The 26,674-nt window shown below is 41.4% G+C and carries 26 protein-coding genes; 7 read left to right on the forward strand and 19 right to left on the reverse strand.

From position 1 onward, the window contains the following. Positions 1–82: 82 nt before the first annotated feature. The 4 genes from QQJ93_RS01945 to QQJ93_RS01960 all read left to right on the forward strand — a co-directional run bounded on the left by QQJ93_RS01945 (position 83) and on the right by QQJ93_RS01960 (position 2,125). Entirely contained in the window at positions 83–439 is a 357-nt protein-coding gene (locus tag QQJ93_RS01945; RefSeq protein WP_089123832.1) for a YibL family ribosome-associated protein, read from the forward strand. Positions 440–541: 102 nt separating this feature from the next. Beyond that, a complete protein-coding gene (locus tag QQJ93_RS01950) occupies positions 542–1,252 on the forward strand; it encodes a DUF445 family protein (protein WP_089123833.1) in 711 nt (236 codons plus the stop codon). 39 nt (positions 1,253–1,291) lie between these two features. Then, positions 1,292–1,816, forward strand: a complete 525-nt coding sequence (locus QQJ93_RS01955; RefSeq protein WP_244943758.1) for an RDD family protein — start codon at positions 1,292–1,294, stop codon at positions 1,814–1,816. A gap of 66 nt (positions 1,817–1,882) precedes the next feature. Further along, on the forward strand, positions 1,883–2,125 hold the full coding sequence (locus tag QQJ93_RS01960; protein ID WP_089123834.1) for a Rho-binding antiterminator: 243 nt from the start codon (positions 1,883–1,885) through the stop codon (positions 2,123–2,125). A 6-nt stretch (positions 2,126–2,131) separates the two neighbouring features. On the opposite strand, the gene QQJ93_RS01965 is transcribed toward QQJ93_RS01960, so the two are convergent. The 10 genes from QQJ93_RS01965 to QQJ93_RS02010 all read right to left on the reverse strand — a co-directional run bounded on the left by QQJ93_RS01965 (position 2,132) and on the right by QQJ93_RS02010 (position 11,479). Next, entirely contained in the window at positions 2,132–3,367 is a 1,236-nt protein-coding gene (locus QQJ93_RS01965) for an MFS transporter (RefSeq protein ID WP_089123835.1), read from the reverse strand. Between the two features lie 90 nt (positions 3,368–3,457). After that, entirely contained in the window at positions 3,458–4,771 is a 1,314-nt protein-coding gene (locus tag QQJ93_RS01970; protein WP_089123836.1) for a peptidoglycan DD-metalloendopeptidase family protein, read from the reverse strand. A gap of 324 nt (positions 4,772–5,095) precedes the next feature. Continuing rightward, positions 5,096–5,740, reverse strand: a complete 645-nt coding sequence (gene ureG, locus QQJ93_RS01975; RefSeq protein ID WP_089123837.1) for an urease accessory protein UreG — start codon at positions 5,738–5,740, stop codon at positions 5,096–5,098. A 47-nt stretch (positions 5,741–5,787) separates the two neighbouring features. Next, a complete protein-coding gene (locus tag QQJ93_RS01980) occupies positions 5,788–6,552 on the reverse strand; it encodes an urease accessory protein UreF (protein ID WP_089124518.1) in 765 nt (254 codons plus the stop codon). Positions 6,553–6,558: 6 nt separating this feature from the next. Further along, complete coding sequence (locus QQJ93_RS01985) at positions 6,559–7,146, reverse strand: HupE/UreJ family protein (RefSeq protein WP_089123838.1); 588 nt, start codon at positions 7,144–7,146, stop codon at positions 6,559–6,561. 72 nt (positions 7,147–7,218) lie between these two features. Then, entirely contained in the window at positions 7,219–7,692 is a 474-nt protein-coding gene (ureE, locus tag QQJ93_RS01990) for an urease accessory protein UreE (protein WP_089123839.1), read from the reverse strand. A gap of 266 nt (positions 7,693–7,958) precedes the next feature. Continuing rightward, positions 7,959–9,701, reverse strand: coding sequence for an urease subunit alpha (gene ureC, locus QQJ93_RS01995; protein WP_089123840.1), 1,743 nt, complete (start codon positions 9,699–9,701; stop codon positions 7,959–7,961). 39 nt (positions 9,702–9,740) lie between these two features. After that, a complete protein-coding gene (locus tag QQJ93_RS02000) occupies positions 9,741–10,079 on the reverse strand; it encodes an urease subunit beta (protein WP_089123841.1) in 339 nt (112 codons plus the stop codon). Between the two features lie 9 nt (positions 10,080–10,088). Next, positions 10,089–10,391, reverse strand: a complete 303-nt coding sequence (ureA, locus tag QQJ93_RS02005) for an urease subunit gamma (RefSeq protein WP_089123842.1) — start codon at positions 10,389–10,391, stop codon at positions 10,089–10,091. Positions 10,392–10,588: 197 nt separating this feature from the next. Continuing rightward, positions 10,589–11,479 carry an urease accessory protein UreD gene (locus QQJ93_RS02010; RefSeq protein ID WP_089123843.1) on the reverse strand — a complete coding sequence of 297 codons (891 nt, stop codon included), beginning with the start codon at positions 11,477–11,479 and terminating at the stop codon, positions 10,589–10,591. A 148-nt stretch (positions 11,480–11,627) separates the two neighbouring features. On the opposite strand from QQJ93_RS02010, the gene QQJ93_RS02015 reads away from it, so the two are divergent. Beyond that, positions 11,628–12,026: a GFA family protein gene (locus QQJ93_RS02015; protein WP_089123844.1), complete on the forward strand. Its 399-nt coding sequence runs from the start codon at positions 11,628–11,630 to the stop codon at positions 12,024–12,026. A gap of 41 nt (positions 12,027–12,067) precedes the next feature. On the opposite strand, the gene QQJ93_RS02020 is transcribed toward QQJ93_RS02015, so the two are convergent. The 8 genes from QQJ93_RS02020 to urtA all read right to left on the reverse strand — a co-directional run bounded on the left by QQJ93_RS02020 (position 12,068) and on the right by urtA (position 19,834). Next, positions 12,068–12,424 carry a VOC family protein gene (locus tag QQJ93_RS02020; RefSeq protein WP_089123845.1) on the reverse strand — a complete coding sequence of 119 codons (357 nt, stop codon included), beginning with the start codon at positions 12,422–12,424 and terminating at the stop codon, positions 12,068–12,070. A gap of 83 nt (positions 12,425–12,507) precedes the next feature. Beyond that, positions 12,508–12,690: a hypothetical protein gene (locus QQJ93_RS02025; RefSeq protein WP_089123846.1), complete on the reverse strand. Its 183-nt coding sequence runs from the start codon at positions 12,688–12,690 to the stop codon at positions 12,508–12,510. A gap of 167 nt (positions 12,691–12,857) precedes the next feature. After that, the gene (locus QQJ93_RS02030) at positions 12,858–13,721 is read right to left on the reverse strand and encodes a mechanosensitive ion channel domain-containing protein (protein ID WP_089123847.1); all 864 of its coding nucleotides are present in this window, start codon (positions 13,719–13,721) and stop codon (positions 12,858–12,860) included. Positions 13,722–14,000: 279 nt separating this feature from the next. Further along, positions 14,001–14,696 carry an urea ABC transporter ATP-binding subunit UrtE gene (urtE, locus tag QQJ93_RS02035; RefSeq protein ID WP_089123848.1) on the reverse strand — a complete coding sequence of 232 codons (696 nt, stop codon included), beginning with the start codon at positions 14,694–14,696 and terminating at the stop codon, positions 14,001–14,003. Between the two features lie 2 nt (positions 14,697–14,698). Then, on the reverse strand, positions 14,699–15,562 hold the full coding sequence (gene urtD, locus QQJ93_RS02040) for an urea ABC transporter ATP-binding protein UrtD (RefSeq protein ID WP_089123849.1): 864 nt from the start codon (positions 15,560–15,562) through the stop codon (positions 14,699–14,701). Next, the gene (urtC, locus tag QQJ93_RS02045; RefSeq protein ID WP_089124519.1) at positions 15,559–16,710 is read right to left on the reverse strand and encodes an urea ABC transporter permease subunit UrtC; all 1,152 of its coding nucleotides are present in this window, start codon (positions 16,708–16,710) and stop codon (positions 15,559–15,561) included. The genes urtD and urtC overlap by 4 nt, the downstream gene beginning before the upstream one ends. 36 nt (positions 16,711–16,746) lie before the next feature. Beyond that, entirely contained in the window at positions 16,747–18,402 is a 1,656-nt protein-coding gene (urtB, locus tag QQJ93_RS02050; RefSeq protein WP_089123850.1) for an urea ABC transporter permease subunit UrtB, read from the reverse strand. A gap of 121 nt (positions 18,403–18,523) precedes the next feature. Further along, a complete protein-coding gene (urtA, locus tag QQJ93_RS02055) occupies positions 18,524–19,834 on the reverse strand; it encodes an urea ABC transporter substrate-binding protein (RefSeq protein WP_089123851.1) in 1,311 nt (436 codons plus the stop codon). A 365-nt stretch (positions 19,835–20,199) separates the two neighbouring features. Here urtA and QQJ93_RS02060 point away from each other — a divergent pair, with 365 nt between their 5' ends. Beyond that, complete coding sequence (locus tag QQJ93_RS02060; protein ID WP_089123852.1) at positions 20,200–20,778, forward strand: hypothetical protein; 579 nt, start codon at positions 20,200–20,202, stop codon at positions 20,776–20,778. A gap of 96 nt (positions 20,779–20,874) precedes the next feature. Here QQJ93_RS02060 and QQJ93_RS02065 read toward each other — a convergent pair whose 3' ends face one another. Next, positions 20,875–22,455 carry a BCCT family transporter gene (locus tag QQJ93_RS02065; RefSeq protein WP_089124520.1) on the reverse strand — a complete coding sequence of 527 codons (1,581 nt, stop codon included), beginning with the start codon at positions 22,453–22,455 and terminating at the stop codon, positions 20,875–20,877. Between the two features lie 989 nt (positions 22,456–23,444). Here QQJ93_RS02065 and QQJ93_RS02070 point away from each other — a divergent pair. After that, positions 23,445–26,606 (forward strand): chitinase C-terminal domain-containing protein, encoded by a 3,162-nt coding sequence (locus tag QQJ93_RS02070; RefSeq protein ID WP_089123853.1) that lies wholly within the window; start codon positions 23,445–23,447, stop codon positions 26,604–26,606. The last annotated feature ends 68 nt before the right edge of the window (positions 26,607–26,674 follow it).

A 26,674-nucleotide genomic window follows, 5' to 3' on the forward strand; every position in this document is an offset into this window, starting at 1 on the left:
AAAGGCAGGCGCTGTGCTATACTCCGCCCTCGCGTAATTTGACGCACTCCACTGATTTAATTTTAGAGTATATGGTGAACACATGAGCCAACAAAATGAACTACAACAACTGAATAATCGACTCGATAAGTGCCGCCATAAACTTGAAGCTGCTCAAAAGCGAGCAGATAACGCGATGATTTATCAATTTGAAACTGAAATTAATCAACTCAGCAAAAAAATCGCTCAGCTTAACCACAAAAAAAGCTACGATTTAAATAAAGAACGTAAAGCCTTACTCGCGATGCCTTTTAGTCGTGCATTAACCAAAGAAGAGAAAGCCGACCAAGGAAAACTGAAAAAATCAGTAAAAGGCCTTGTTATCGTCCACCCTTTGACCAAAATTGGTAAAGAGTTAAAATTAGAAGAAATGACTGGCTTTGCTCCTAAAGAGTTTTAAGCAAACCATATACTCAGTGACCGTCGAAGGATGATACTACTCACGTTTATCATCCTTTTTTGTGCCTTAATTTTATATATATATCGAAGCAAGAAAATCACTATGAACAAAAGCTTTATTACCAACCTTATTTCAATTGTTTTATTAGCGATTGGTTATCAGACACAAAACACCATTGTCCTCTATGCTGGCTTATTTGCCTTTTCAGGCGCGGTAACTAACTGGCTAGCCATTCACATGTTGTTCGAAAAAGTACCGGGGTTGTATGGCTCAGGCATTATCCCAGCTCGTTTTGAAGAGTTTAAAGCAGCGATTAAAAATCTCATGATGATGCAGTTTTTTACAAACCAAAACATCGATAAGTTCTTAAGCCAAGAATTGACAAGCAACGCATCGTTAGACTTAAAGCCCGTCATACAGAAAATCAATTTAGAGCCTAGCTTTAACTCTTTAGTAGAAGTGATCAGCCATTCTTCTTTTGGCGGAATGTTAGCAATGCTGGGTGGAGCGGAAGCGCTTCAACCACTGAAACAACCTTTCATTGAGAAAATGCAAGAATCTATGATTGAAATCAGTCAAAGTGACCAAGTGAAGCAAGCATTAAAAGAGCAGTTAGAGCAACCGTCGATGATGGAGGATATCCAAGCCAATATTGAGAATATTATTGATCAACGATTGAACGAATTAACTCCTAAGATGGTCAAAGAAATCGTTAAGACTATGATTCAACAACATTTAGGTTGGCTTGTTGTTTGGGGCGGCGTATTTGGTGGTCTTATTGGTGTGATTTCAGCTATTGTTAGCGCGGCTTAACAAAAACTGCATAGATAATAAAAACAAACTGGATAAGTTATGAAAAAATTTGAATTAAGCGACACGTTAATGGAGTACGAATATGTTGGGTTTTGGTCACGTGTTGGGGCCAGTATCATTGATAATATCCTGTATTCAATTGCCTTAATACTCATTGCACTACCAGGATTAGAGTCTTATCAACAAAGCGTTACCACTCAAACAGAGCACTACTCTTACTCTTCCTACACCACTTCATGGGCCGGTACCATGCTATCTGATACTTGGTGGAACTACATTCCGCTTCTCATTATCACAGTGCTATTTTGGAAATTCCGCGGCGCAACACCAGGTAAAATGCTGATCAAAGCACAAGTTGTCGATGCGAAAACCGGACAACGTTTGACCACCGTTCAATCAGTTATTCGTTACTTAGGCTACTTTGTATCGACTTTCTTATTTATGCTGGGCTTTATCTGGGTCGGTTTCGATAGTAAGAAACAAGGGTTTCATGACAAGATTGCCGGTACTGTGGTGGTTCGTCCAAAAGCGAATACTTTCACACCTAGTGCATTTAAAGACTAAGCTTGTACAGGCATTCCTAAGTCACTTGGGTATAGACTCAACTGAAGTTAGTATAAGCGAGCGAGTATGAACGACGAGATAAAATACCAGCCGATAGCTTGCTCACGGTACGATGAGTTTGAGGTTGCCTGTATGCATCATGATAAGCTTGAAATTCATTTACATGACAATCGTATACTTGTCGCCTCAGCCATTAATGTCTATTTAGAAAAAGAAACAGGAGAATGGCTCGAAGTAGAACTCACCGATAAAAATAAAACGAGGCAACGGATCCGCTTAGATCACATTGCCTCGTTTAAGAAAGTCTAAAGTAGGTTATTTTTCAGCTACTTCACTTCCCCATTTAAAGCGGCACACTTCATTACCCGGCTTCGGCATACGCGGAATATTACAAGATAAAATCAAAGATACTGCAGCCATTCCGGCACCAATATAAAACACCGCCGCAGGTGAATGTAGCCACAGTAAACCAAATGTCACCGGGATCACTACCGCAGCAATATGATTGATGGTAAACGAAACTCCAGCGGTAGATGCCATATCTTGTGGATCAGCAATTTTCTGTAAATAGGTTTTAACCGCTAATGCTAGTGCAAAGAATAAATGATCGACCACGTACAAACCCGCAGCAATATGTGAGTTTTCTACTAACGCATATCCAACAAACACACCAATTAATCCACAATATTCAAAAATCAGCGCCTTTCTTTCACCCACAACGCCAATGAATTGACCAATTTTCTTAGCAAACAGAAAGTTAAACGCATAGTTGATTAAAAAGAGTAATGTAATATCAGCCGCCGAGTAGTGAAATTTTTCTACCATCAAAAAACCGGCAAACACGGTAAAGATTTGACGCCTAGCTCCACTCATAAAAGTAAGCGCGTAATACAACCAATAACGCTTTCTTAAAATTAAGTTTTTATGCTGAATGGTTGTTGCTTCAAATTGTGGAAATGATAACCACATAAAGACAGTCACACTTAATGCCAAGCTGCCAGTGATTAAATACACATGCCAATAATCAAACTTCAAAATTTCTAACATGACCCACAATGCGCCGTAAGTCAGTAATGATGCAAGAGCGCCCACCGAAATTAACTTACCTAAAAACTCTGGCGCTTCTTCTTTACTCAGCCATTGTAAAGATAGCGATTGCTTTAAGGTTTCGAAGTAGTGGAAACCTATAGACATCAATAAGGTCGTCATTAACAGACCAAGTACTGAAGGAAAAAAGCCGGTGATAGCCACACCAATCGATAGCATGGCAAGCGCGACGATCATAAACTTTTGCTCACGAATGAACAGCAATACGAAGACCACGGTAAAGGCTAAAAAGCCTGGAATTTCACGTACACTTTGTAGCAAGCCTATATCTGCACCTGTGAAAGCCGCCTTCTCTACCACGAAGTTATTTAATAATGCCATCCAACTAGCAAAGGCAATCGGAACCACTATTGAAATAAGCATCAAAAAAGTTTGTGGCGTTTTCCAAGTTTGAGGCTGCTTAATTTCAAGATTATCTTCTTGAGAGTTTTCTACATGATTCATCGCTCATCCTTGATTCAATACAATAAAAAAGAGCAAGTGCAGAAAACACTTACTCTTTAGTCAACAAGCTAATTCTATTATTAGATACGATTAATTACTAGCAATAGTTTGCTTGTCAGAATTCTTAAGCGCTACTTGTTCAAACTGTGCATTAACCGCTTTCACGTGTTCTTCAAACGCGGCTTTCTCTTCTTTAGAAATCGATGTAGCCATCGGGATCTTCGCGGTTAAGAAATTCACTGGGCGGTTACGAATAATGAATTCATAATGTAAGTGTGGCCCGGTTACACGTCCTGTAGCACCAGATTTTGCAATCACTTGCCCACGATGAACCACCTGACCTTGACGAACAAGAATTTTGCTTAGGTGTAAATAGCGAGTACGGTAAGTCGAACCATGTTGAACCACTACATATTTACCTGCGTATGGGTGGTTAGTCGTTAACGTTACAATACCATCTCCTGCTGCCAGAATATCGGTACCAGTAGGGCAAGCAATATCAGCGCCATTATGCGGAGCATGGCGATGGGTTACTGGGTGCAAACGATTTGCATCAAAAGGTGAGCTAATACGGTAGTGTTGTCGTACTGGCCAACGTAAAAATGCTCGCTGTAAGCTATCTCCATGACGATCATAATATTGGCCATCGGCATGCAGATAAGCACTAATCACATTACCACGGTTATAAATACGGATCGCATCAATCTCACGGTTACCAGTTGCAACGCCATTAATAAATTGACGTTTTTGTAAGATCTCAAATTTATCACCCGCACGTAAATCTCGAGCAAAATTCAGTTTATCTTTTAATAGCTGGGTAATCTGTGCCGTTTCCGCACCTGAAATGCCATATTTATAAACGGAAGTAGAGAAACTACCTTGGATTTCACCTACCAATGGATATGTTTTCCATACACCCGGTAGATTCACTTCTTGGAAGGTATAACTTTCATCATCATTACGAGTAAATACCACACGATCAGCTAAAGTAAATTCAACTTCTAATTTAGTTAAATGTTCTAGATCTTCATCCATCCAAATTTTTAAGATATCACCCGGCCTTAAAGTATCTAATGTTAAGTGGTTTTGGTCAGTATCCATAACACTAAGCATGTCACCATATGGAACTCCAAGACGAACGAAGATACTACTTAAATTGTCACCATCTTGAATTTCATATGAATAAAGTGGAACATTTTCATCCACATAAACAGGCTTAGTGGCGGCAACCGCTTTGGCGTCATCTGATAAGATTTTGTCCATATCCATAGGAACTGATTTGCGCCCATCACCCGGTTCGGCAATTAAAACAATAATAAGTAACACGACAAAAGCCACACCAAGTATAAGCATCAATGAAAACTTAGGATGCTGGCGAAGTTCTGCAAATTTTTGTTTAGACATAAGATTTAGTTTCTATAGTTCCCAGAGTAGGGAGTTGTGTGAATCGACCTCAAGAGCCGGCTAAATATCAACTCGATAAAAATGATATGTTATAACAGACCATTTAAAATTGAAAAGTTCAAAAATATGGCGGCAAATGTAACGTAATATTACATAAAAAGCGAATTTAACCCGTAAATAACAACCGCCATTCGGTCTATATTTGTTAAAGATCAATCAATTAGTCAATTAGGAACCCAATAACTGATTAACAATAAAAAAGCTTAGTAGCCAAATTGCCACTAAGCTTAGTTTACTTTCAATCTGTACTTCGAGTAATCGCGGTTAATATTTCGGCTTCAGCATGCCTTCAGTAATAATAAAGTCGATTATAGTATCGAGCCCGACACTCTCTTTTAAGTTCGTAAACACATAAGGTTTAGTTGGGCGCATACGCTGAGTATCAGATTCCATCACCTCTAATGACGCACCAACATACGGTGCTAAGTCAATTTTATTAATCACTAATAAATCTGAACGAGTAATACCTGGACCACCTTTACGAGGGATCTTTTCCCCTTCAGCTACATCAATCACATAAATAGTTAAATCAGCAAGTTCAGGGCTAAAAGTCGCACTTAAATTATCCCCACCACTTTCCACAAACACCACATCCAGGTTTTTATGACGCTTCGCGAGCTCTTCAACTGCGGCAAGGTTCATTGAAGCATCTTCACGGATCGCAGTATGTGGGCAGCCTCCTGTTTCGACACCAATAATACGGTCGGCATCTAACGCTTCTGCGCGAGTGAGTATTTTGGCATCTTCTTGTGTGTAAATATCATTGGTCACTACCGCAATATTCAAACGCTCACGAATGGCTTTACACAATACTTCTAACAATGCCGTTTTACCTGATCCGACCGGACCGCCTATTCCAATACGTAATGGTTGTTTATAGCTTTCGCTTTGGTTACTTGGTTGAGACATTTTATCTTCCTTGTTTTGTCAGGTTTCCATTCTATTGATGGTGAAAATTAAGAACGGAATAACCTTGTATACTGAATTTCATGACGACTACTGGCAATGGCCACGGCAGGCGTAAAACTACCAATATCGTCATCTTGAATTTGATTGGCTTTTTTTATCGCTTGAGGCAACCATTCTGATAGAGCAATTAACGATTTTTGACCAGCAGTTTGTCCAAGTGGCACTAACTTTACCCCTGCCATCACAATGTTTTCCGCCCAGCTCCACAAGTAGCCTTGTTGCAAACTGTGTAGAGAAATCCCCCACGCTTTTGCTGCGACACAAAATCCTAGCAATTGGTTTTGCATCGCCGCTTTCGGATCATCTTCTGGCTGCCATTCACCTTTAATCGGCAAATCAAGCTGCTTTAGTAAAGTAAAAAGTGCCTTGCCTCGTTGCAGCTCTTCTGCACGAAGTTCGCTGGTTTCTCGACACGAATATAAATACTGACTCCAATATTCAATACTCACATCATCATCGATTTCCAATGCCTGATAGAATTTAGCTAAAATCGGCAGCTCTAACGTCACTAAGCTGTTATTGATCATCATTTCAAGCCAATCCATTAACTTAGCTTGATTACTCACCCAGCCAGCTTCAACCGCCCATTCCAAACCTTGTGAATAGGTAAAGCCGCCAATCGGTAAAGAAGGACTTATTAGCTGAAATAGACGAAAGCAAGACACGTCAGAGTGGCTATGATGAAACGAATCTCCAATCTTATTTAATTGATTAGAGGCCGACAATAAATCCGTCGTAATTACATCGGTCATAAACAATTAAGACGCCATCATTAGTGCTGCGCCAGAAACAGCAATACCAGCACCTAACCACTTAGTTGATAAGAAATACGCGATACGTTCACCGGTAAACAGGATACCAAACGCTGCGGCTAACATGCCTGCGCCAAATCCGACTAGCCCGCCTGTTGCTTCTACGCCATGAGCAAAACCGTGGAAGAATACCAAGCCAACAGAAGCAATAACTAAACCTTGAGTTAAAGATTCACGCGCTGAAAAAGTATTCCATATCCCCAATGCAACCACAAAAATAGATGCGGCAATCATTAACTCCACACCACTAATTGCGCCAAATAGACTTCCCGCTGCAAGCCCAACCGTTAAGCTAACCAGCGCTGCAATAAATAAAGTAGGTTTAGCCAGTGAACTTGATTTACTCGCCGTAAAGTGGCTAATTAACATGCCTAAACCCAATAACATCACTAAATGATCAAGTCCGGTTAGTGGATGTATAAAACCTTCAAAAAAAGCATTGCTTGAGCCGTGATCATGCATATGACCAACATGTGCAAACGCTGCAGGAGCAGCAAAAACAGAAGTAAGTGTGAGTAAGCGAACTAATTTCATGGCAAATATCCTTTTTGTTTGTTCTATTTTTAAATTCGATTTCAAGTTATATACTCAAGTAACTTGAGTGTATCAATGAGAGTGATCATGATGGTGGTGCCCACCCGAACGACCACCATAAGCGCCATCTTCAGGCTCAAATTCTGCTTGTTCTACGGTCACTTTGGCACCAAGGCCTATCACCATGTCATCTAACACATGATCATGTTGGTAACGCACCCAACCATCTGAAATTTGTAGAGGAACGTGGCGATTACCTAAGTGATAAGTCACTCGGTTAAGCAATAACGCATCTTCGCAATACACGCTAGAAACAGTTTCAGGCGCTGCGGTCACTTCAATCAATAATCCACATTCACTTTGCAATAACTGACCACCACGTAAAATATTACCGCGAGGTAAAAACAACCCCGCATCACGTCCATCTTCAAGTGAAACTTTTAAACGACTTTTAATGCGGCAATTAATAGGAAGGCTCAATACACCATCCACATTCAAATCAGCAATTTGAGTGCTATCTGTGACGATTTTTGTTAATTCAATCATGATTTTTATCCAATTATTGGTGTCTCGTAAGGAATCGTGTTCAGTATTGAGTGACTATCAACGACTCGTCGAAAAAGTACGTTATTCCGTACATGAGCCTAAGCGAAGAAGATACGGAGTCTCCTACCACATATGACTTACTCAATCGCTGTAGGAGATCCTGAATTGCGCTCCTACGTCGCTTTTCAGGATGACTCAGCACTCCTTAAGACACTGATTTTTCGAGTTACTAGCAGCGAAGCGTCCGAGCCTTCGAGATACGTTAACTAAAAAAGAAAATATCTTTGCGCCATTGGCAATATATCCGCAGGCTCACAAGTTAAAAGCTCCCCATCCGCTTTTACTTCATAGGTTTGAGAATCGACTTCAATCTTTGGTTGCCAATCATTGAGTTTCATATCAGCCTTTGAAATTGTGCGGCAGTTTTTGGCCACACCAATTAAACTACCCAGCCCTAATTGACCCGCAATGTCTTTGTCTTGCGCCAGTTGGGAAACAAATAACATAGAAGTTTTTTTCGAGGCTTTGCCGTAGCTACCAAACATAGAACGATAATGAACAGGTTGAGGCGTGGGTATAGAGGCATTCGGATCCCCCATTGGTGCCATTGCGATCATGCCGCCTTTGATAATTGCGCTTGGCTTTACACCAAAGAAAGCCGGTTTCCATAATACAAGATCGGCTAACTTACCTACCTCTATTGAACCTACTTCGTGACCTATACCATGTGTAATTGCTGGATTTATCGTGTATTTCGCAACATATCGACGCAAACGGAAATTATCACTTGGCGCTTCATGACCAAACTTTTCTACTTGAGCATCAAAGGCTTGTTGATCTTCTTTTAATGAACCGCGTTGTACTTTCATTTTATGAGCGGTTTGCCATGTCCGTAAGATCACTTCACCGACTCGTCCCATCGCTTGAGAATCCGATGAAATCATCGAAAAAGCACCAAGGTCATGCAAAATATCTTCTGCTGCAATGGTTTCACGACGAATACGAGATTCAGCAAACGCCACATCTTCGGCAATCGACGGAGATAAATGGTGACATACCATCAACATATCTAAATGCTCATCGACCGTATTAATAGTGTAAGGGCGAGTTGGGTTGGTCGAAGACGGCAAAATATTTGATTCACCACAGGCCCGAATAATATCTGGTGCATGACCACCACCCGCGCCTTCGGTGTGATAAGTGTGAATCACGCGATCGCCAATTGCTTCAAGAGTCGATTCAACAAAACCAGATTCATTCAACGTATCGGTATGAATTGCTACTTGAATATCGGTTTGATCAGCAACCGTTAAACACATATCAATCGAAGCTGGAGTCGTCCCCCAATCTTCATGCAATTTTAATCCAATTGCGCCAGCTTCCACTTGCTCAATTAAGCCTTCAGGCAAGCTCGCATTCCCTTTACCGAGTAAACCAAAGTTCATTGGAAATTCATCTAACGCTTCTAGCATTCGGTGCATATTCCAGGGGCCAGGAGTACATGTCGTGGCATTGGTTCCCGTTGCGGGGCCGGTTCCACCACCAATCATGGTTGTTACGCCAGAGGTCAGCGCTTCTTCAATTTGTTGTGGGCAGATGTAGTGAATGTGTGAATCAATACCGCCAGCGGTAACAATTGAACCTTCTGCCGCAATAATTTCAGTACCCGGGCCAATGATAATATCAACATTCGGTTGAACATCTGGATTACCGGCTTTCCCTATACCACAAATACGACCATCTTTTACGCCAATATCGGCTTTCACTACGCCCCAGTGATCCAAAATTACTGCATTGGTTAAAACAAGATCAGGAGTAAATTCAGACGCTAGTTGGCTTTGTCCCATTCCATCACGAATCACTTTACCGCCACCAAATTTCACTTCGTCGCCGTAAACCGTGTAATCTTTTTCTACCTCGAGCCATAGCTCGGTATCAGCAAGTCGTAATCTATCGCCAGTCGTTGGCCCAAACATCTCGGCGTAGGCTCTTTTTGAAATTTTTGCCATGCTATTAAATCCTTTTAGCGAACCGTTTATTTTTCAATATCAATCAAGAGAGCCCATTACTCGGCCTTTAAATCCATACACTTCTCGCTTACCAGCATATTCCACCAGTTCAACGGTACGTGACTGCCCGGGTTCAAAACGAGTCGCGGTTCCTGCGGGAATATTTAGCCTAAAGCCTTTGGCCGATTCTCGATCAAATTTCAAAGCATCGTTAACTTCATAAAAGTGATAATGAGAGCCAATTTGAACAGGGCGGTCACCTAAATTTTCGACCTTAATTTTGATGGTTTGGCGACCGGCATTCAGCTCAATCTCACCTTTTCCTGAAACAAGTTGACCGGGGATAAAAGCATTAGGATTCGCATTACTGGTTTTCATGATTGCTCCTTACACTATCGGATCATGCACGGTGATAAGCTTAGTGCCATCAGGAAAAGTGGCTTCTACTTGAACATCCGGAATCATCGACGGTACACCTTCCATCACATCATTAACCGATAAAATGGTGCGACCAAAATTCATCAATTCGGCAACCGTTTTACCTTCACGCGCACCTTCTAAAATTGCACTACTAATCAACGCCACTGATTCTGGGTAATTAAGCTTTAAACCTTTATCTTTGCGCTGCTGCGCTAACATACCAGCACAAAATATCAGCAATTTGTCTTTTTCTCTTGGGGTCAGTTCCATCTTTTACTCCGTAAAGGGTGCTAGTTACGAGTTCCTAGTCCCTAGAATTTCTTTGTTGCGGAAATCTTTTCGCATAACAACTTTTAATCTTTTAATCTTTTAATCTTTCAAATGATGATTTGGACTACTAATACAGTAGGGTAAAGCTAAAGTGCTAACGCCTAGAAACTAGGGACTAGCACCTAGAAACCTAGTTCCTACGTTGCCCAAATCCTTGGTGGCTCAGGCACATAGCCAAACCATTGATGGCGAAATTGTTGCCAAATCAATGCGAAAACTTCCAACATGGGCTCGGTCCATTTTCCTAATGCTCGAACCACGATTAACTGTTCTATTTGAGTCGCACCAATTACCAATTCATTATTTGGTGCATAGTCACGAAGCAAATCCTGTACCATTTCAAGGTCATCTTCCGATTGGGCGGTAATAAACAAACTCCCCATCATAGGGAAAGACTGTAAACCACTGTTTAATATTGATTTATCCCCTCCGAGCAATTGCACGTTTTCAGTGAGAATATTTTTTCCATCAACAAAAACTTGTGTCTTACCCCACACTCTCCCGGCCTCGAAGCACTCATTTAGTGCAGGTCGACCAAAACAGTGCAGCTCCCATCCCATAAATAGTGCATCAGTCTCAAGGTAAATTTCGGTATCAACTCGAACTTGCCCAGTAGGAAAGAAAATATTTTCTTGAGGTAGCCATTCCAAGCAACTGCCTGACTTAGCGGTTAAGATTTGTTTTTGGCGTGCTACTTTGCCCTCAGAACGATAAAACTTTGTGGCTCCAGGCGTTGTAACGAGAGCATGGGCCCCAGGGTAAGCAGTCGCTTTAATGAGCAGCTCATCGCCGCCAACTACCCCGCCAGGAGGATGAAGTAGGTAAATATGGCATACGTCACCTTCCGGGTAGAGTGGCCTTTGGATAGCAAGTGGCCCTAGTTGGGTTTTGTGCCCGACTACAGTTTTGTCGCCTCGGTCGGTAAACCCAAGCGTTAATTCTGCTTTCCAACCATCGCTTCGATTCAATGTATTTATTGGTGGTGTTTGCGCGACTCCCGCCATATTTAATTCTTCTACCGCTTCCATTGGTATGACTTCCATTTATTGCCGTCTATCATTTTATTCAAGCAATAACTATGCCGCCCTAACGATTTAACATTCAGAAAGTAACCATTTAACTTGCGGAAATTTTTCTATACTAAAAGCACGATTTAATACTAATGAGGAAAGAAAAATGCAGGGAACTTGCTTATGTGGCAGCGTGACTCTGACTACCAAAGATAAACAAAGCTTTGAAGTATGTCATTGTGGGATGTGTAGGCGATGGGGTGGTGGGCCTTTTATGGGATTTCATTGTGAAGATGGAGTGCAAATTGAAGGGGGAGAATTTATTCAAAGCTTCAAATCATCAGATTGGGCGGAACGCGGTTTTTGCAAACAATGTGGTACTCACTTGTACTACAAACTGATCCACGCCAATTTATACACACTACCTATTGGCCTATTTCAAGATCTCGAGAACTTAACCTTTAATGAGCAAATTTTTATCGATAAAAAACCAACATTTTATAGCTTTTCTGAACGCACCGCTGAGATGACAGAGCAGGAAGTATTCGAAAAATATGCGCCTTAAGGTAGTACTTTCACGGTAAGGAAGGGGGGAACCAACTTGACTTAACACCCTTCCGACCAAACCGCAAATTCATTACCGCTTGGTTCTTCAAAATGAAAGCGGCAACCACCAGGAAATTCAAAAATCGGCTTAATGATTTTGCCCCCATACTTCTCTACTTTACGACAGGTCGCTTCAATATCTTGACTGTAAAATATCAATAATGCCGCGCCATTACTGGTTTGACTCGCTAAAGATTCGCGATAAAAACCGCCGTCTAAACCTTGATTAGAAAACGCAGTATAGTCTGGACCATAGTCAACAAACTCCCATCCGAAAACCGATTGAAAGAAAGCTTTCGTGACCAGTAAGTCTTTCGCCGCAAGTTCGACATAATTTAACTTTTCATGTTGGTGCATAATCAATTTTATCCTTGATTGAACCATGTGATGTGACCGTGATTGCCACATCACTATTAAATTACAGCTTTAATGATAGGAGGTTAATAACAAATAATTGTACCATCTGCCATTTCATAACTCTTCTGGCCAGAAGCAGAACAATCGGTCTTGGCTGCCTCTGTATTCGTTTGAGATTTAGCGTTAGAATCTGACCCTGTACTCGCACACCCACTCAATAATAAGCCACAAATCAACGCAGCATAGACAGCATTTTTGTTCGTCATAACATATCCTTATTTGATTTCTGATCGAGAATATCTACGCACTTAACCAAGAGCGATATACACTTTTTATCAACTGACAATATCATTTTTTGCATTCATTTATGGTCATGGTCTAGTCAATTAAGTCTAGTTAGTCACGCTGGCTTTACCACCAAGAATATTTACCATTATTTAATATGTATATCCATTTGAGGAAATGGAATTTGAATGCCTTCTTTGTCTAATTCTTCTTTTATCGCTTGCAAAGTATCGTAGTACACTTTCCAGTATTCTTCTGATTTTACCCAAGGACGCACCGCAATATTAATTGAAGAGTTGGCGAGGGCTAATACACCAATAGTTGGAGCTGGCAAAGAAAGAATACGCTCTTCCGATTTAAGAACACCGGCGAGCACTTGCTTCGTTTTTTGCAAGTCAGCGTCATACGACACGCGAATTTCAAAATTGATACGGCGAATCTTATGTTTCGAAAAGTTTACTATTGGTTGAGACATTACTAAACGATTTGGTATCGCGACCATTTTATTATCGCCAGTAGTTAAAACTGTATGGAAGATTTCAATCGCCTGGACTGTACCTGAAACCTTTCCGACTTCAATGAAATCTTTACTTTTAAATGGACGAAATAGCACAATTAACACACCAGAGGCAAAGTTAGAAAGCGAGCCCTTTAAAGCAAGACCAACGGCAAGACTGGCAGAAGCCAGTACAGCGATCACCCCAGTCATCGCAACCCCAATGCTATTTAGTGCCGCAATAAATACCATCACTAACAAGGCATAACGTATAAAGCTACTAATAAATTGTACGACAGCAGAGTCAACACTTTTTGTTTCCAACAAATTGACCACACCTTTATGAATAAACTTCACTAAAAAGGTTCCGACTAATAGGATGCACAGTGCTAAAAAAATATTAATGCTATATTGGATCAATAAGTCCGAACTATGAGAAAACCAGCTAGAGGTCATTGATGTATTTACGGTATTTTGCGCGTGAGATAAAGGTTCAATATTGTGCTCTACAGCCATAGTAGATTCCTTACGTTATAGACTGTTATCACCATCATGAATGTTGACTATGATGGATAAGAAACTGGTCAGCACTATAAACATGCGACCTTATATTTGAGCGAAATATATAGACTTTTATTATTTTGAGAAACATAAAATTCACACGATTTGAAATAAAATTTAGCGTAACGAATTCTCTTTAACTCTACTTCTCAATCAAATAACAAAAACCCTTCACCAGACATTAGATCTTTTCTAATATCCTATGAAGGGCTTTGGTCTTTACTGATGGCGTTTCTACACCGTTAAATGCTCTTTTATCAACTGCTCATTCAAGGCTTCCATTTGCCCCTTAGCAACCGCTTTGCCTCGGTCAAGCAAACAGAAGTTATGGCCTACTTTGCGAGCAAATGGCAGTTTTTGTTCGACCAGTAATACCGTTAAACCATGCTTATCATTTAGCAGTTTAATAATATCACCGATCTCTTGGACAATATTCGGTTGAATGCCCTCGGTTGGTTCATCCAAAATCAATAAATCCGGTTCAACGACTAACGCTCGGCCAATCGACAGTTGCTGCTGTTGACCACCAGATAAGTCACCTCCTCGACGATGCAACATTTCCTTTAGCACGGGGAATAGTTCAAAGATAAAATCAGGAATTTTACGATCGCCACGCTTACGAATAGGTAAGCCGATTTCTAAATTTTCTTGTACCGTTAACATTGGAAAAATTTGTCGGCCTTGCGGAACATAGCCAATGCCTAAATGAGGACGTTGTTCGGTTGAAGCTTTTTTAATGCTTTCGCCTTTAAACACAATATCTCCACTCTTGATTGGATTCAGCCCCATAATGCATTGCAATAAGGTTGTTTTTCCTACCCCATTACGCCCCATCAATACAGTACATTTGCCTTTTTCAACCTCAACATCGAGATCCCACAGGATATGACTCTCACCATAGAATTGGTTTACACCTTGTACTTTTAACATCCTTATTCTCCCAAGTAGACGCGCTTTACTTCAGGGTGCGACTGAATTTGATCCATATTACCTTCCGCCAACACATGACCTTGATGCAGAACGGTGACTTGATCGGCAATCGAACGGACAAACTCCATATCATGTTCAACCACAACCACGGAGTGTTTACCTGCAAGAGATTTCAGTAATTCTGCGGTTCGATCCATTTCTTGATGAGTCATGCCTGTAACTGGCTCATCAACTAACAAAAGTTTCGGTTTTTGCATCAATAACATGCCGATTTCTAACCATTGTTTTTGACCATGAGAAAGCACGCCAGCTAGCAAATTTCGACATTGTTCAAGGCCTATCAAAGAGAGAACACCATCAATCTCATCACTTTGTTCGCCCGTTAACTTAGCAGTAAACGTTGACCAAACCGAACGAGTGCCGGTCATCGCAAGCTCCAAATTATTCCACACAGTTAAGCTCTCAAACACAGTAGGCTGCTGGAATTTACGCCCCACACCCGCGTTGGCGATTTCTGCCTCTGACATAGTCAACAAGTTCGTCTTTGAACCTAACCATACTTGACCCTGATCTGGCCGAGTCTTGCCAGTAATGATGTCCATCATGGTGGTTTTTCCTGCGCCGTTTGGCCCTATGATGCATCGCAATTCTCCTTGCTTGATATACAGGTTTAAGTCATTAATCGCTTTAAAACCATCAAAGGAAACAGATACTCCTTCCATGTACAACATGATGTTGTGTCTAGTATCAATCAATGGATGGTTAACCGGTTTGAGAAAATCGAACACTTCATCGCGACGGGTAAATTTCTCAAAACCTTCGCCAACTTTTTTAATTGGTGTGACGACCGATTCTAGTGCGCTCATGAATGACTCTCCTGTGTCGATTGCTTATCTTGTTGGCTCGATTTTTTTGCCCATTTTTCTGATAAAGCGCCCATCACGCCTTTTGGCAAATACATGGTGGCAAGAACAAAAATTCCCCCTAATGCAAATAACCAGACCTCTGGGAATTCCACCGTAAACCAACTCTTGGCGTAGTTAATAATCAACGCACCGACAATTGCGCCAAATAAGGTGGCACGCCCTCCTAATGCTACCCACACTACAATTTCAATCGAGTTAATTGGGGCGAATTGTGCGGCGCTAGTACTACCGGCTTGAGTCACATATAACGCACCAGCAACCCCGGCTAACACTGCAGAAAGGACAAACACCCACAGTTTGATGCTATCGACATCATATCCAGTAAAGCGGGTACGTAATTCTGCATCACGAATCGCGATGGCTACCCGCCCCAAACGACTTGCTACGACTAAACGGCAAATCAAGTACCCTATGATCAGCGCGGCAATTGTTGTTACTAACAAACCTACTTTGGTTGTGTCTTGTTCTAGGCTGAAACCAAGTACATCTTTAAACCCCGTCAAGCCACTACTACCACCAAACCCCATTTCATTACGTGAGAAGGCCAGCATTAACGCGTAGGTCAGTGCTTGGGTCATGATCGATAAGTAAACACCAGAAACACGAGATCGAAACGCTAGGTAGCCAAAGACAAATGCCAATACGCCCGGAACCAACATGATCATCATTGCGGCAAAAGCAAAGTTATCAAACCCATGCCAGAACCAAGGCAGTTCTTGCCAGTTAAGCGATACCATGAAGTCTGGTAATAAAGGGTTACCATAAACACCACGATCGCCAATTTCACGAGTGAGATACATCCCCATCGCATAACCGCCTAACGCAAAGAAAGCGCCATGCCCTAAACTTAAAATTCCTAAATAGCCCCAGATAAGATCAACCGCCAGCGCCACCAGCGCATAAGACAGATATTTCCCCATTTGAGTCACGGTAAATGAACTCACATGAAAGGGGTTACTTTCTGGGACCACTAGGTTTAAAAATGGCACCACAATTGCAAGCGCCAATAAAAATACAATCGTGATTTTTCCGCCTGTATCTGAAGCAATAAAAGAACGACGGCTTGCAAAGTTCGACGTACTACTCATTGAATTAGTTGCTACTACACTCGTCATAACGCCTCCTTATTCTGCCGCACGACCACGTTGAGGGAACAAACCTTTCGGGCGCTTTTGAATAAATAAAATAATGAAAACCAGAACTAAGATTTTGGCGAGAACTGCACCAGCCCAAGGCTCTAAGATCTTATTGAATAAACCTAAACTTAACCCTGCCACTAGAGTGCCCCACAAGTTGCCTACCCCACCAAATACCACCACCATAAAGGAGTCGATAATGTAGTTTTGCCCCATGTTTGGTCCGACGTTAGTCAATTGAGAAAGTGCCACTCCGGCAATACCTGCAATGCCAGAGCCTAAACCAAAGGTCATAGCATCCACACGTTCAGAACGAACCCCCATAGAGCGAGCCATAGATCGGTTCTGCGAAACCGCCCTCACTTGCAAACCCAACGGTGTTTTTTTGAGAATGGCCACTAAACCAAGAAATACCATGAAGCAGAAAATAATGATGTATAGACGGTTATAAGTCAGGGATAACATAGGGTTAAGCTCTAATGCGCCAGCCATCCAATCAGGTGTACTTACCGAGCGGTTTAAAGGAGAGAAAATACTGCGAACCGCTTGTTGTAAAATAAGGCTGATACCAAAAGTAGCAAGTAGAGTTTCAAGCGGACGACCATACAGACGACGAATCACCGTACGCTCAATCGCAATTCCCACTAGCCCGGATACAACAAAAGCCGCTGGAATAGAAAGAAGCAACGCGGCCCCAATATTATTCGGCATTAATTGTTGAATCACATAAGTGGTATAAGCGCCGATCATGATCAATTCACCATGCGCCATATTGATCACACCCATCACGCCAAAAGTGATCGCAAGTCCAATACCCGCCAGTACCAGCACCGAACCTAAACTTAAGCCAAAAAAGACGGTTTCAATTCCACCGTAAAAGCTTTGGGTTTGTTTATATTGGTTTAGCGCCAGTTGTGCCGATTCAATCACTTTCTCATCAGCATCACTATTAATAACTTGAGATAGCGCTCCGTAAACCTCCTGCTGTTTAGACTCACTAATGACCTCAATCGCATCAATTTGTTCTGCAGTATTGGTGCTGGTTTTGAGCTGATTCATCGCTAGTGCCAACTCTAAACTCTTGCGAACATCACGATCACTTTCTACTTGTAACTGTTGAGATATTTTTTCAATAGTCTTCGGGGTCGTCGTGCCTAGTAAACTATTCACCGCAGACAAACGTACATCAGCATTACTCGCTGAAATATCAATACGCGCCAGTACATCACGAATATCAGAACGCAATGAGTTATTGGTTCTTACCTTTGCAAAGTCACGTTTATTTTCAACAGTGATAACATCATCTGAAAGCAACTTTTGAGCTTGTTGACCTTTATCTAAATCGTTAATAACAAATAAACTTTCATCTGATTTTAAATAATATAAATTTCCTTCAAGCCAAGGCGTTAACACTTTCTTAGCAATTTCTGCATCCGAAGATTGTGATAGCCATTCAATTGCTTCTTGTTTTACCGAACCTTTTTTCGATAACAAGGCAACCTGCACATCAGCAAGCGATTGAATAGAAGGTGTTTGCGCAAGCGAAAGCGCACTAAATAAACTCAAATACAGCATCAGCGTAAAGCTAATGAATAATGATATTTGAGACGGTAATTTTCTAAGTAGATATTGTTTTATTGTCATTATGTCCCATCCATGGCAATCAAAAATATGGCAGTAAAATATCCGTTATTTTTGAAACGGTTCCCGGTTCCCCCAACAAAAAAGCCTCATTGAGCGTATAAAACTCAATGAGGCTAAAGGTTTATTTGGCTTCACCACCTAAACATGCTTTAGTTTGCGTGTTGTAGCTGCCACACATAACTGGCTTAGTCCAATCAGAGATTAGGTTAGCAGAAGTTGGTAAGAAATCAGACCATGCATCGCCTTTCACTTCTTGTTCCGTTTCCCATACCACATCAAATTGGCCGTTATCTTGGATCTCACCAATCACAACCGGCTTAGTAATATGGTGGTTAGGAAGCATAGTTGCCGTACCGCCAGTTAAATTTGGCGTCGATAAACCAATAATAGCTTCACTTACTTTATCGGTATCAGTCGTACCTGCTTTCTCAACCGCTTTTACCCATAAGTTAAAGCCGATATAAGTCGCTTCCATTGGGTCATTGGTTACACGAGAGTCATCTTTAATGTACTTGTGCCATGTATCAATGAAAGTATCGTTCGCTTCTGAATCGACACTCATGAAGTAGTTCCACGCCGCCAAGTGACCAACTAGTGCCGACGTATCCATACCAGAAAGCTCTTCTTCACCTACCGAGAAGGCAATCACTGGAATATCTTCTGAAGATACACCTTGCGCGGCTAATTCTTTATAGAAAGGTACGTTAGCATCACCATTAATAGTAGAAACCACCGCGGTTTTCTTACCTTCTGAACCGAATTTCTTAATATTAGAAACAATGGACTGCCAATCAGAATGGCCAAATGGGGTGTAATTCACCATCACATCGGCCTCCGCTACACCTTTACTTTTAAGGTAAGCGGCTAAGATTTTATTAGTAGTACGTGGGTAAACATAATCAGTACCTGCAAGCACAAAACGCTGTACGCCAAGTTCATCAATTAAGTAATCAACCGCAGGAATCGCTTGTTGATTTGGCGCAGCACCGGTATAGAAGATATTTTTCGAAGACTCTTGACCTTCATATTGTACTGGGTAGAACAAAATACTGTCGTTTTGCTCAAACACGGGCAGCATGGCTTTGCGTGAAGCAGAAGTCCAGCCACCAAACGTAACGGCAACTTTATCTTTTTCAATTAACTCACGAGCTTTTTCAGCGTACATAGGCCAGTTTGATGCAGGGTCAACCACTACAGGTTCAAGCTGTTTGCCTAATACACCGCCCTTCTTATTCTGTTCTTCAATCAGCATTAAAACAGTATCTTTTAACGTGGTTTCACTGATCGCCATAGTGCCAGAAAGAGAATGAAGCACACCGACTTTAATGGTATCGGCTGCTTGAACGGTAAAAGCACAGGCACTAATTGCCGCTGTACCAGCCAACAGTTTTAGACGGGTTTTAAGAGATTTGTTATGCGTTTTATTTTGCATGATAGATATCACTCCTTGATAAATAACCAATTATGTATTGGTGGTATTTTCAATAGAGCAAAGAGCATGCCAGACAAATAAATTCGTTATTTTACAAACAAATAAATATAGATCCCCAAGTGAACAATATACAAACGGTCAGTTATGGTGCGTAATTTTCGAACAGTTCACCAAAAAGGTGATATTACTCGGAAGGCTTATGAGAGCGTTGAAATGATGCACTAGATTGGTGAAAGTGATCATGAAATTAGCTAAATCCGCAGCACTATAAAATAAATCACTCCATCAGTGCTCATCATTAATCTCAACTCCATAATATAAACATGGCATAATACCGACTAAATATTACTGATAAGACTAACACCATGACTGAACTTACTCTCACGCCTCAACAACAAGCCATCGCCACTTTTAAAGCTAACCTTCATCTACCTAATGGCGGTTTTCATAAGTTAATCGTTGAACTGGCACGTGAGTACTTACTTCCATTTCAAGAAGTGAGAAAGGTATTGAAACAGTCTCAAAAAGTCATTGAGAAGAAAATTAATCACCAGTTTGATGAAATATCAGATTACGACCTTACACAAGAAAACTGGCTCAACCTCATCCATATCTCTCTTAAAGAACAGGCAAAAAACAACCCACCTGTGATGGAGAAATTGCAGCAAAGCCAGCTTTATCAAGATGCAATTCAAACACTTTCGCAACCCATTAACGATCAAGCTCATCGTGAAACTGCGCGTGAACAATTAGCGATGACTTATGAAATAGAGGTGTATAAGCCTCTAACCGAAATGCTTTATACTTCGATTTTATATTGGAAGTTGCCAGATGATTTATACCAAATGACACCAGCAAAGCAGCAAGAGTTTGAAGGATATCCACAGCACATGGAAGCAGTTAGGCATTTATTAGTATTGAGTGAAAAGAATAATTTTAAGTAGGATAACAAATAAAAAACTAAACCAATAACGAAAAAATGCCAGTCAGAGTGTTCTCTGACTGGCATTTTTAATGAGTTGGAATTAAAGCTATTATAACTAATAACCTTGCTGCTTCGCCATTTTCATCGCAATTTGTGGCGCATTCCAGAGAGATGGCAACAAAATAAACGATACTGGCACGGCAGTGATCACAATGAAAGATTGCAGCGCAGAAATCCCACCTGAACCTAATGAAATCAAAATCAAGGCTGTTACACCCATCATCACACCCCAGAAGGTACGAATAAAGGCATTTGGCTCTGTATCACCACTCACAACGACACTAATGGTATAAGTCATTGAGTCACCAGTGGTGATGATAAAGACAGTTGTTAAAACAATGAACAAAATCGAAATCAACGTCGGCAATGGAAATTGTTGAGTAATAGCAAATAGTGCACCGGGAAGATTAAAGCCTTCAAATGCCCCACTGATACTACCAGGATTAGCAATTTCAAATGCTAGACCACTGCCACCTATGATCGTAAACCAGAAACAAGTTGCTAAAGGCGCAATCACACTAATAGTTCCAATCAGTTCACGGATAGAGCGCCCACGAGAGATACGGGCAATAAAAATCGCCATCATAGGACCATAACCTAAGAACCAACCCCAAAAGAAAACTGTCCAGCCACTGAGCCAAGCTTCATCACCACGATACGTCGCCATTGGAATAAAGTTATCAATCATGGTACCAACACCTTGAATGTAACCGTTGAAGATGAAGTTAGTTGGGCCAAAAACAAGAATATAAAGCATCAATGCCGCTGCTAAAATTACATTATAGCGACTCAACATTTGCATGCCTTTATCCAAGCCACTTAAAGCCGATAAGGTATAAAGTACAATCGCAAATAATACGATGATCATTTGAGTGGTAAAGCCATCAGGCACTGCAAATAACAAATTCAATGCATAGCTAATTTGCAATCCCAAAAAGCCAATCGGCCCAATTGTACCGGCAGCTACTGCAATAATGCAGCATGCGTCAATTAAAGCGCCTAAATGCCCCTTTAATGCTCGCTCTCCAAGGACTGGATAAAGCAAAATTCTTGGCTTAAGCGGTAGACCTTTATCATAGTGTAAGTGCATGACCACTATCGTCGTTAAACTACCGACAATTGCCCAAGCTAAAAATCCCCAATGCATAAAAGCTTGAGAAAGTGCATTTATCGCACGCTGTTGAACATCATCAGTCGCACCATAGATTGGTGGCGCACTCACAAAGTGAGCAATCGGTTCAGCAGCAGCCCAAAAGACCCCACCACCAGCTAGCAGAGTACAAAATAATATCGCCATCCAGCGAAAATTGGGTAATTCAGGAGAATCAATACCGCCCAAAACGACTCGCCCTGTACGCCCAATCACGAGAGCTAAACCAATAAGAAAAGTAAGAAGCAGTAAAATTTGCCAAAATGGACCAAACACTTTTACCGACCAAGCGAAACCGACATTCACTAAGTGAGACAATACTTCACCATCGAACAACGCTAATACGACGAAAAGCGCAATAAAGCCACCGCTATACCAAAGTACAGGATTATTCAGGCCTAATTTATCTGAAGTAGATACAGGTTCTTGAGTTTCAGGATTATAAGTCGCGGAGGGAGATTTTATCGAGTTGGTTAAATCAGACATTCTGACTCCAATTTTCTTTGCAAAACAACCATAAAGTTCTAAAGAGCTTTGCATTGCAAAGATGTATTTACACCCGATGTCATCCTTTCCAAACAGGCAGCGTATCTTTAACTGCTAGTAGCTTAACTCTAATAAATAGAATACAACCTAAGCGCAGTGAAATTTAGCCGCCTAAGGGTATAGATTTATGCCATAAGTGCAACCGAAGTGATTTATTTATTAAAGCTATAGATTCTCATCACTTACACATGCATAACCCGTATTCACCCCAATGTAATGATGATAAAAATTACAGCAAGATGCTGATCTAAATCACATAAAACACCAACAGCATCCAACAGAAAAATACAAATCCACTACCTCAGTCATCACATGAATATAAAAATAGAAAAAACACCAAACAATGAATTTAAATGAAATTTACCGATTATAACGACAAGTTAGCCACAAAAACCCAACAAATGGTCACTTTTCACCCAAACAGTAAAAACAAAAACCAATCGCTCAAAAAAGAAACAATACCATGCGTTTTTTCATCTTCAACATTCTAAAAACACCTTTAAAATTTACATATTTCAATATGTAAATTAACTATCAATACTTTCGCCTGCCTTTCAGTTAATGAGAGCAGAACACATGTTAACCATTGATTTATATATAAAATTAAAATCGCTTATTGATACCATCCATTGACACCTTCAAGATTTATTATCACCCACCAGCCTAAAAACTCTTAACACATTGATTAAAAGTGATTTATATCAAAAAACTTAAATGTCAAGATAAGTCAAAACTTGTCCTCAAAAGCAATTTTCAATGTCTCGTTACATACAATTTAAGGATTTTTTCGAGTCGGTATCGAGTTCTCACAAAATATAAGTGTGTATTACGCTATTTATCCTACAGTTGTTTCGCAGGAGAACAAAAGTTCCCACCTCCAGTAAAATTGAAAATTTAATTTTATAACAACAAGTTAAGGATAATTGATTATGGCTATAAATCGAAATAGCTTAGGGAAAAATGCCTTTAGGCTAAGTGCATTAACCGCTTCATGCTTAATGGCGTTTAACAGCTACGCCGCTGTCGATTGCGGATCATTAGACTCTTGGGATGCCAGTACGATTTACAATGGTGGTGACCAAGTACAACAAGATAATAATGCCTATAGTGCAAAGTATTGGACACAAGGTAATAGCCCTAAAGAGGCTGGAGAGTGGGGAGCTTGGGCTCTCGTCGATTCTTGTAGTACTGATACTGTGACCAATAAATCTCCAACGGTTGATCTCACGTCTCCAGCGGCGAGCGCTTCTCTCATTGAAGGCGATGAAGTGACATTGACGGCCAACGCAACAGATAGTGATGGCACGATTGCTCGTGTGGATTTCTTAGTTGATGGAGAGGTTATTGGGCAATCAACCAATGCACCATTCTCAGCTACTTGGACAGCAGTTGCAGGTACACACTCTTTTAGTTCAATTGCCTACGATAATGAAGGCGCTCAAAGTACTCAGAGCTCGGTATCTCTCGAAGTACAAACGTCTCAAACTGATGTCAACCAAGCACCAAGTGTTTCTGTCGCACTTTCTAGTAGCAGCGTAACCGTTGGTGAAGTGGTGACATTAAGTGCCACCGCCGCTGACTCAGATGGCACTGTAGATAAAGTCGACTTTTATGTTGATGGCAGCTTAGTTGGAACCGTCGCATCTTCTCCATACACTCTTAACTACACGACGACTCAAACAGGCTCTGTTTCTATTTTTGCTAAAGCGACAGATAATGAAGGCGCAACCACAGACTCTGTTGCGACAAGCTTAAAAGTTACAAGTGATCAACCGGTTGCTGCAACTTGTCACCCAGATGGTCTATATCAAACCGAAGGCGTGAATGTCCCTTATTGTAATGCTTACGATGAAGAAGGTCGTGAATTAATGGGTGCCGATCACCCTCGTCGTGTTATCGGTTACTTCACAAGCTGGCGCTCGGGCGATAACGATCAAGCCGCTTACTTGGTAAAAGATATTCCTTGGGAGCAATTGACTCACATTAACTACGCATTCGTCAGCATTGGTTCTGACGGTAACGTTAATATTGGTGACGTTAACGATCCTGAAAACGCTGCGGTCGGTAAAACTTGGCCAGGTGTCGATGTTGATCCTGAGCTCGGTTTTAAAGGCCACTTTGGTGCATTAGCAACTTATAAAGAACGTTATGGCGTAAAAACCTTAATCTCTATTGGTGGCTGGGCGGAAACCGGTGGTCACTTTGCTACTGACGGTTCACGCGTTGCTGACGGTGGTTTCTACACTATGACCACCAATGCTGATGGTTCAATCAACCATGCTGCGATTGAAAAATTTGCAGATTCTGCGGTTGAATTAATGCGTAAATACAAATTTGATGGGTTAGATATTGACTACGAATATCCAACTTCAATGGCAGGCGCTGGTAACCCTTATGACAAAGACTTCATGGAACCACGCCGTGAATACCTATGGGCATCATACCAAGAGCTCATGAAAGTATTACGTGAGAAAGTTGACCGCGCATCAGAAGCAGATGGCAACTACTACATGTTAACAATTGCAGCACCATCATCTGGTTACCTACTACGCGGTATGGAAACCTTTGATGTGACGAAATATCTTGATTACGTCAATATCATGTCTTACGACTTACACGGTGCTTGGAATGATCACGTTGGTCACAATGCTGCACTATACGACACAGGTAAAGATTCTGAACTTGCACAATGGAATGTTTATGGAACTGCCGCTTATGGTGGTATCGGCTATCTAAATACTGACTGGGCTTACCATTATTTCCGTGGCTCTATGCCTGCCGGCCGAATTAATATTGGTGTCCCTTATTACACTCGTGGTTGGCAAGGTGTCACTGGTGGCGATAACGGTTTATGGGGTCGAGCTGCACTACCGAATCAATCAGAATGTGCAGAAGGCACAGGTGAAGGCGAGAAGAACAACTGTGGCCATGGCGCTGTTGGTATCGACAACATGTGGCACGATACGGATCCGAAAGGCAATGAAATGGGCGCAGGCTCTAACCCAATGTGGCATGCGAAAAACCTAGAGAAAGGCATCTGGGGTTCTTACGCTGATGCATATGGTTTAGATCCACAAAATGATCCTAGTGATGTATTAACGGGTACTTATACTCGTCATTACGATGATGTTGCGGTTGCACCTTGGTTATGGAACGAAGAAAAGAAAGTTTTCCTATCAACTGAAGATAAAGAGTCTATCACTACCAAAGCACAATACGTTATCGACCAAGGTATTGGCGGTATCATGTTCTGGGAACTTGCGGGTGACTACAGCTGTTATGTACTCGATGAAAATGGCAACCGTACAAGTGTCGATCCAACGGAACAAGCTTGTGCATCTGGTAACGGTGAATACCACATGGGTAATACCATGACGAAAACTATCTATGATGAGTTTAAGTCTGCCACGCCTTACGGTAACAAAGTTGCAACTGGAGCAATGCCTGATCAAGTCGTAGATATTTCAGTCAGCATTGGCGGATTTAAAGTAGGCGATCAAAACTTCCCAGTAAATCCGAAAATCACTTTTACCAACAACACGGGGCAAGAGCTTCCTGGTGGTACTGAGTTCCAATTTGATATCCCAACCTCTGCGCCAGATAATGCCAAAGACCAATCTGGTGGTGGCTTAGCTGTAATTAGCTCAGGCCATACCCGTGCGGATAACGTTGGAGGTCTAGATGGTGATATGCATCGCGTTGCCTTCACACTTCCTTCTTGGAAAGTCTTACCTGCCGGCGAGTCTTATGAATTGGATATGGTGTACTACCTACCGATTTCGGGCCCTGCGAACTACACCGTAAATATTAATGGGCTGGACTATGGCTTTAAATTTGAACATCCAGAACTGCCTTTAGGTGATATTTCATCAAGCACAGGTGGCGGCGATAATGGTAACGGTGACGGAACTTGTGATAGCGCAGGACTGGTTACCTACCCTGACTTCCCTCAAACCGACTGGCAAGGTAACCCAAGCCACGCTAACCAAGGTGATAAAGTCATCAACGACGGTGTGGTATATCAAGCAAACTGGTGGACATCATCAGAGCCAGGTAACAACGCTGACTGGACAAAAGTCTGTACTCTATAAGCCTATACTCAAAGTAATTGGAGTTGCAGTGAGGCGACAAGTGCATGACTCCCCATGAGCATAGCTTG

Origin of the sequence: Vibrio algivorus (genome assembly GCF_030161215.1) — a bacterium.
In the GTDB taxonomy this organism is placed as follows: domain Bacteria; phylum Pseudomonadota; class Gammaproteobacteria; order Enterobacterales; family Vibrionaceae; genus Vibrio; species Vibrio algivorus.

Coding starts and splice junctions, on each gene's coding strand:
- QQJ93_RS01945 (WP_089123832.1), top strand. CDS start 83: ATGAGCCAACAAAATGAACTACAACAACTGAATAATCGACTCGATAAG.
- QQJ93_RS01950 (WP_089123833.1), top strand. CDS start 542: ATGAACAAAAGCTTTATTACCAACCTTATTTCAATTGTTTTATTAGCG.
- QQJ93_RS01955 (WP_244943758.1), top strand. CDS start 1,292: ATGAAAAAATTTGAATTAAGCGACACGTTAATGGAGTACGAATATGTT.
- QQJ93_RS01960 (WP_089123834.1), top strand. CDS start 1,883: ATGAACGACGAGATAAAATACCAGCCGATAGCTTGCTCACGGTACGAT.
- QQJ93_RS01965 (WP_089123835.1), bottom strand. CDS start 3,367: ATGAATCATGTAGAAAACTCTCAAGAAGATAATCTTGAAATTAAGCAG.
- QQJ93_RS01970 (WP_089123836.1), bottom strand. CDS start 4,771: ATGTCTAAACAAAAATTTGCAGAACTTCGCCAGCATCCTAAGTTTTCA.
- ureG (WP_089123837.1), bottom strand. CDS start 5,740: ATGTCTCAACCAAGTAACCAAAGCGAAAGCTATAAACAACCATTACGT.
- QQJ93_RS01980 (WP_089124518.1), bottom strand. CDS start 6,552: ATGACCGATGTAATTACGACGGATTTATTGTCGGCCTCTAATCAATTA.
- QQJ93_RS01985 (WP_089123838.1), bottom strand. CDS start 7,146: ATGAAATTAGTTCGCTTACTCACACTTACTTCTGTTTTTGCTGCTCCT.
- ureE (WP_089123839.1), bottom strand. CDS start 7,692: ATGATTGAATTAACAAAAATCGTCACAGATAGCACTCAAATTGCTGAT.
- ureC (WP_089123840.1), bottom strand. CDS start 9,701: ATGGCAAAAATTTCAAAAAGAGCCTACGCCGAGATGTTTGGGCCAACG.
- QQJ93_RS02000 (WP_089123841.1), bottom strand. CDS start 10,079: ATGAAAACCAGTAATGCGAATCCTAATGCTTTTATCCCCGGTCAACTT.
- ureA (WP_089123842.1), bottom strand. CDS start 10,391: ATGGAACTGACCCCAAGAGAAAAAGACAAATTGCTGATATTTTGTGCT.
- QQJ93_RS02010 (WP_089123843.1), bottom strand. CDS start 11,479: ATGGAAGCGGTAGAAGAATTAAATATGGCGGGAGTCGCGCAAACACCA.
- QQJ93_RS02015 (WP_089123844.1), top strand. CDS start 11,628: ATGCAGGGAACTTGCTTATGTGGCAGCGTGACTCTGACTACCAAAGAT.
- QQJ93_RS02020 (WP_089123845.1), bottom strand. CDS start 12,424: ATGCACCAACATGAAAAGTTAAATTATGTCGAACTTGCGGCGAAAGAC.
- QQJ93_RS02025 (WP_089123846.1), bottom strand. CDS start 12,690: ATGACGAACAAAAATGCTGTCTATGCTGCGTTGATTTGTGGCTTATTA.
- QQJ93_RS02030 (WP_089123847.1), bottom strand. CDS start 13,721: ATGGCTGTAGAGCACAATATTGAACCTTTATCTCACGCGCAAAATACC.
- urtE (WP_089123848.1), bottom strand. CDS start 14,696: ATGTTAAAAGTACAAGGTGTAAACCAATTCTATGGTGAGAGTCATATC.
- urtD (WP_089123849.1), bottom strand. CDS start 15,562: ATGAGCGCACTAGAATCGGTCGTCACACCAATTAAAAAAGTTGGCGAA.
- urtC (WP_089124519.1), bottom strand. CDS start 16,710: ATGAGTAGTACGTCGAACTTTGCAAGCCGTCGTTCTTTTATTGCTTCA.
- urtB (WP_089123850.1), bottom strand. CDS start 18,402: ATGACAATAAAACAATATCTACTTAGAAAATTACCGTCTCAAATATCA.
- urtA (WP_089123851.1), bottom strand. CDS start 19,834: ATGCAAAATAAAACGCATAACAAATCTCTTAAAACCCGTCTAAAACTG.
- QQJ93_RS02060 (WP_089123852.1), top strand. CDS start 20,200: ATGACTGAACTTACTCTCACGCCTCAACAACAAGCCATCGCCACTTTT.
- QQJ93_RS02065 (WP_089124520.1), bottom strand. CDS start 22,455: ATGTCTGATTTAACCAACTCGATAAAATCTCCCTCCGCGACTTATAAT.
- QQJ93_RS02070 (WP_089123853.1), top strand. CDS start 23,445: ATGGCTATAAATCGAAATAGCTTAGGGAAAAATGCCTTTAGGCTAAGT.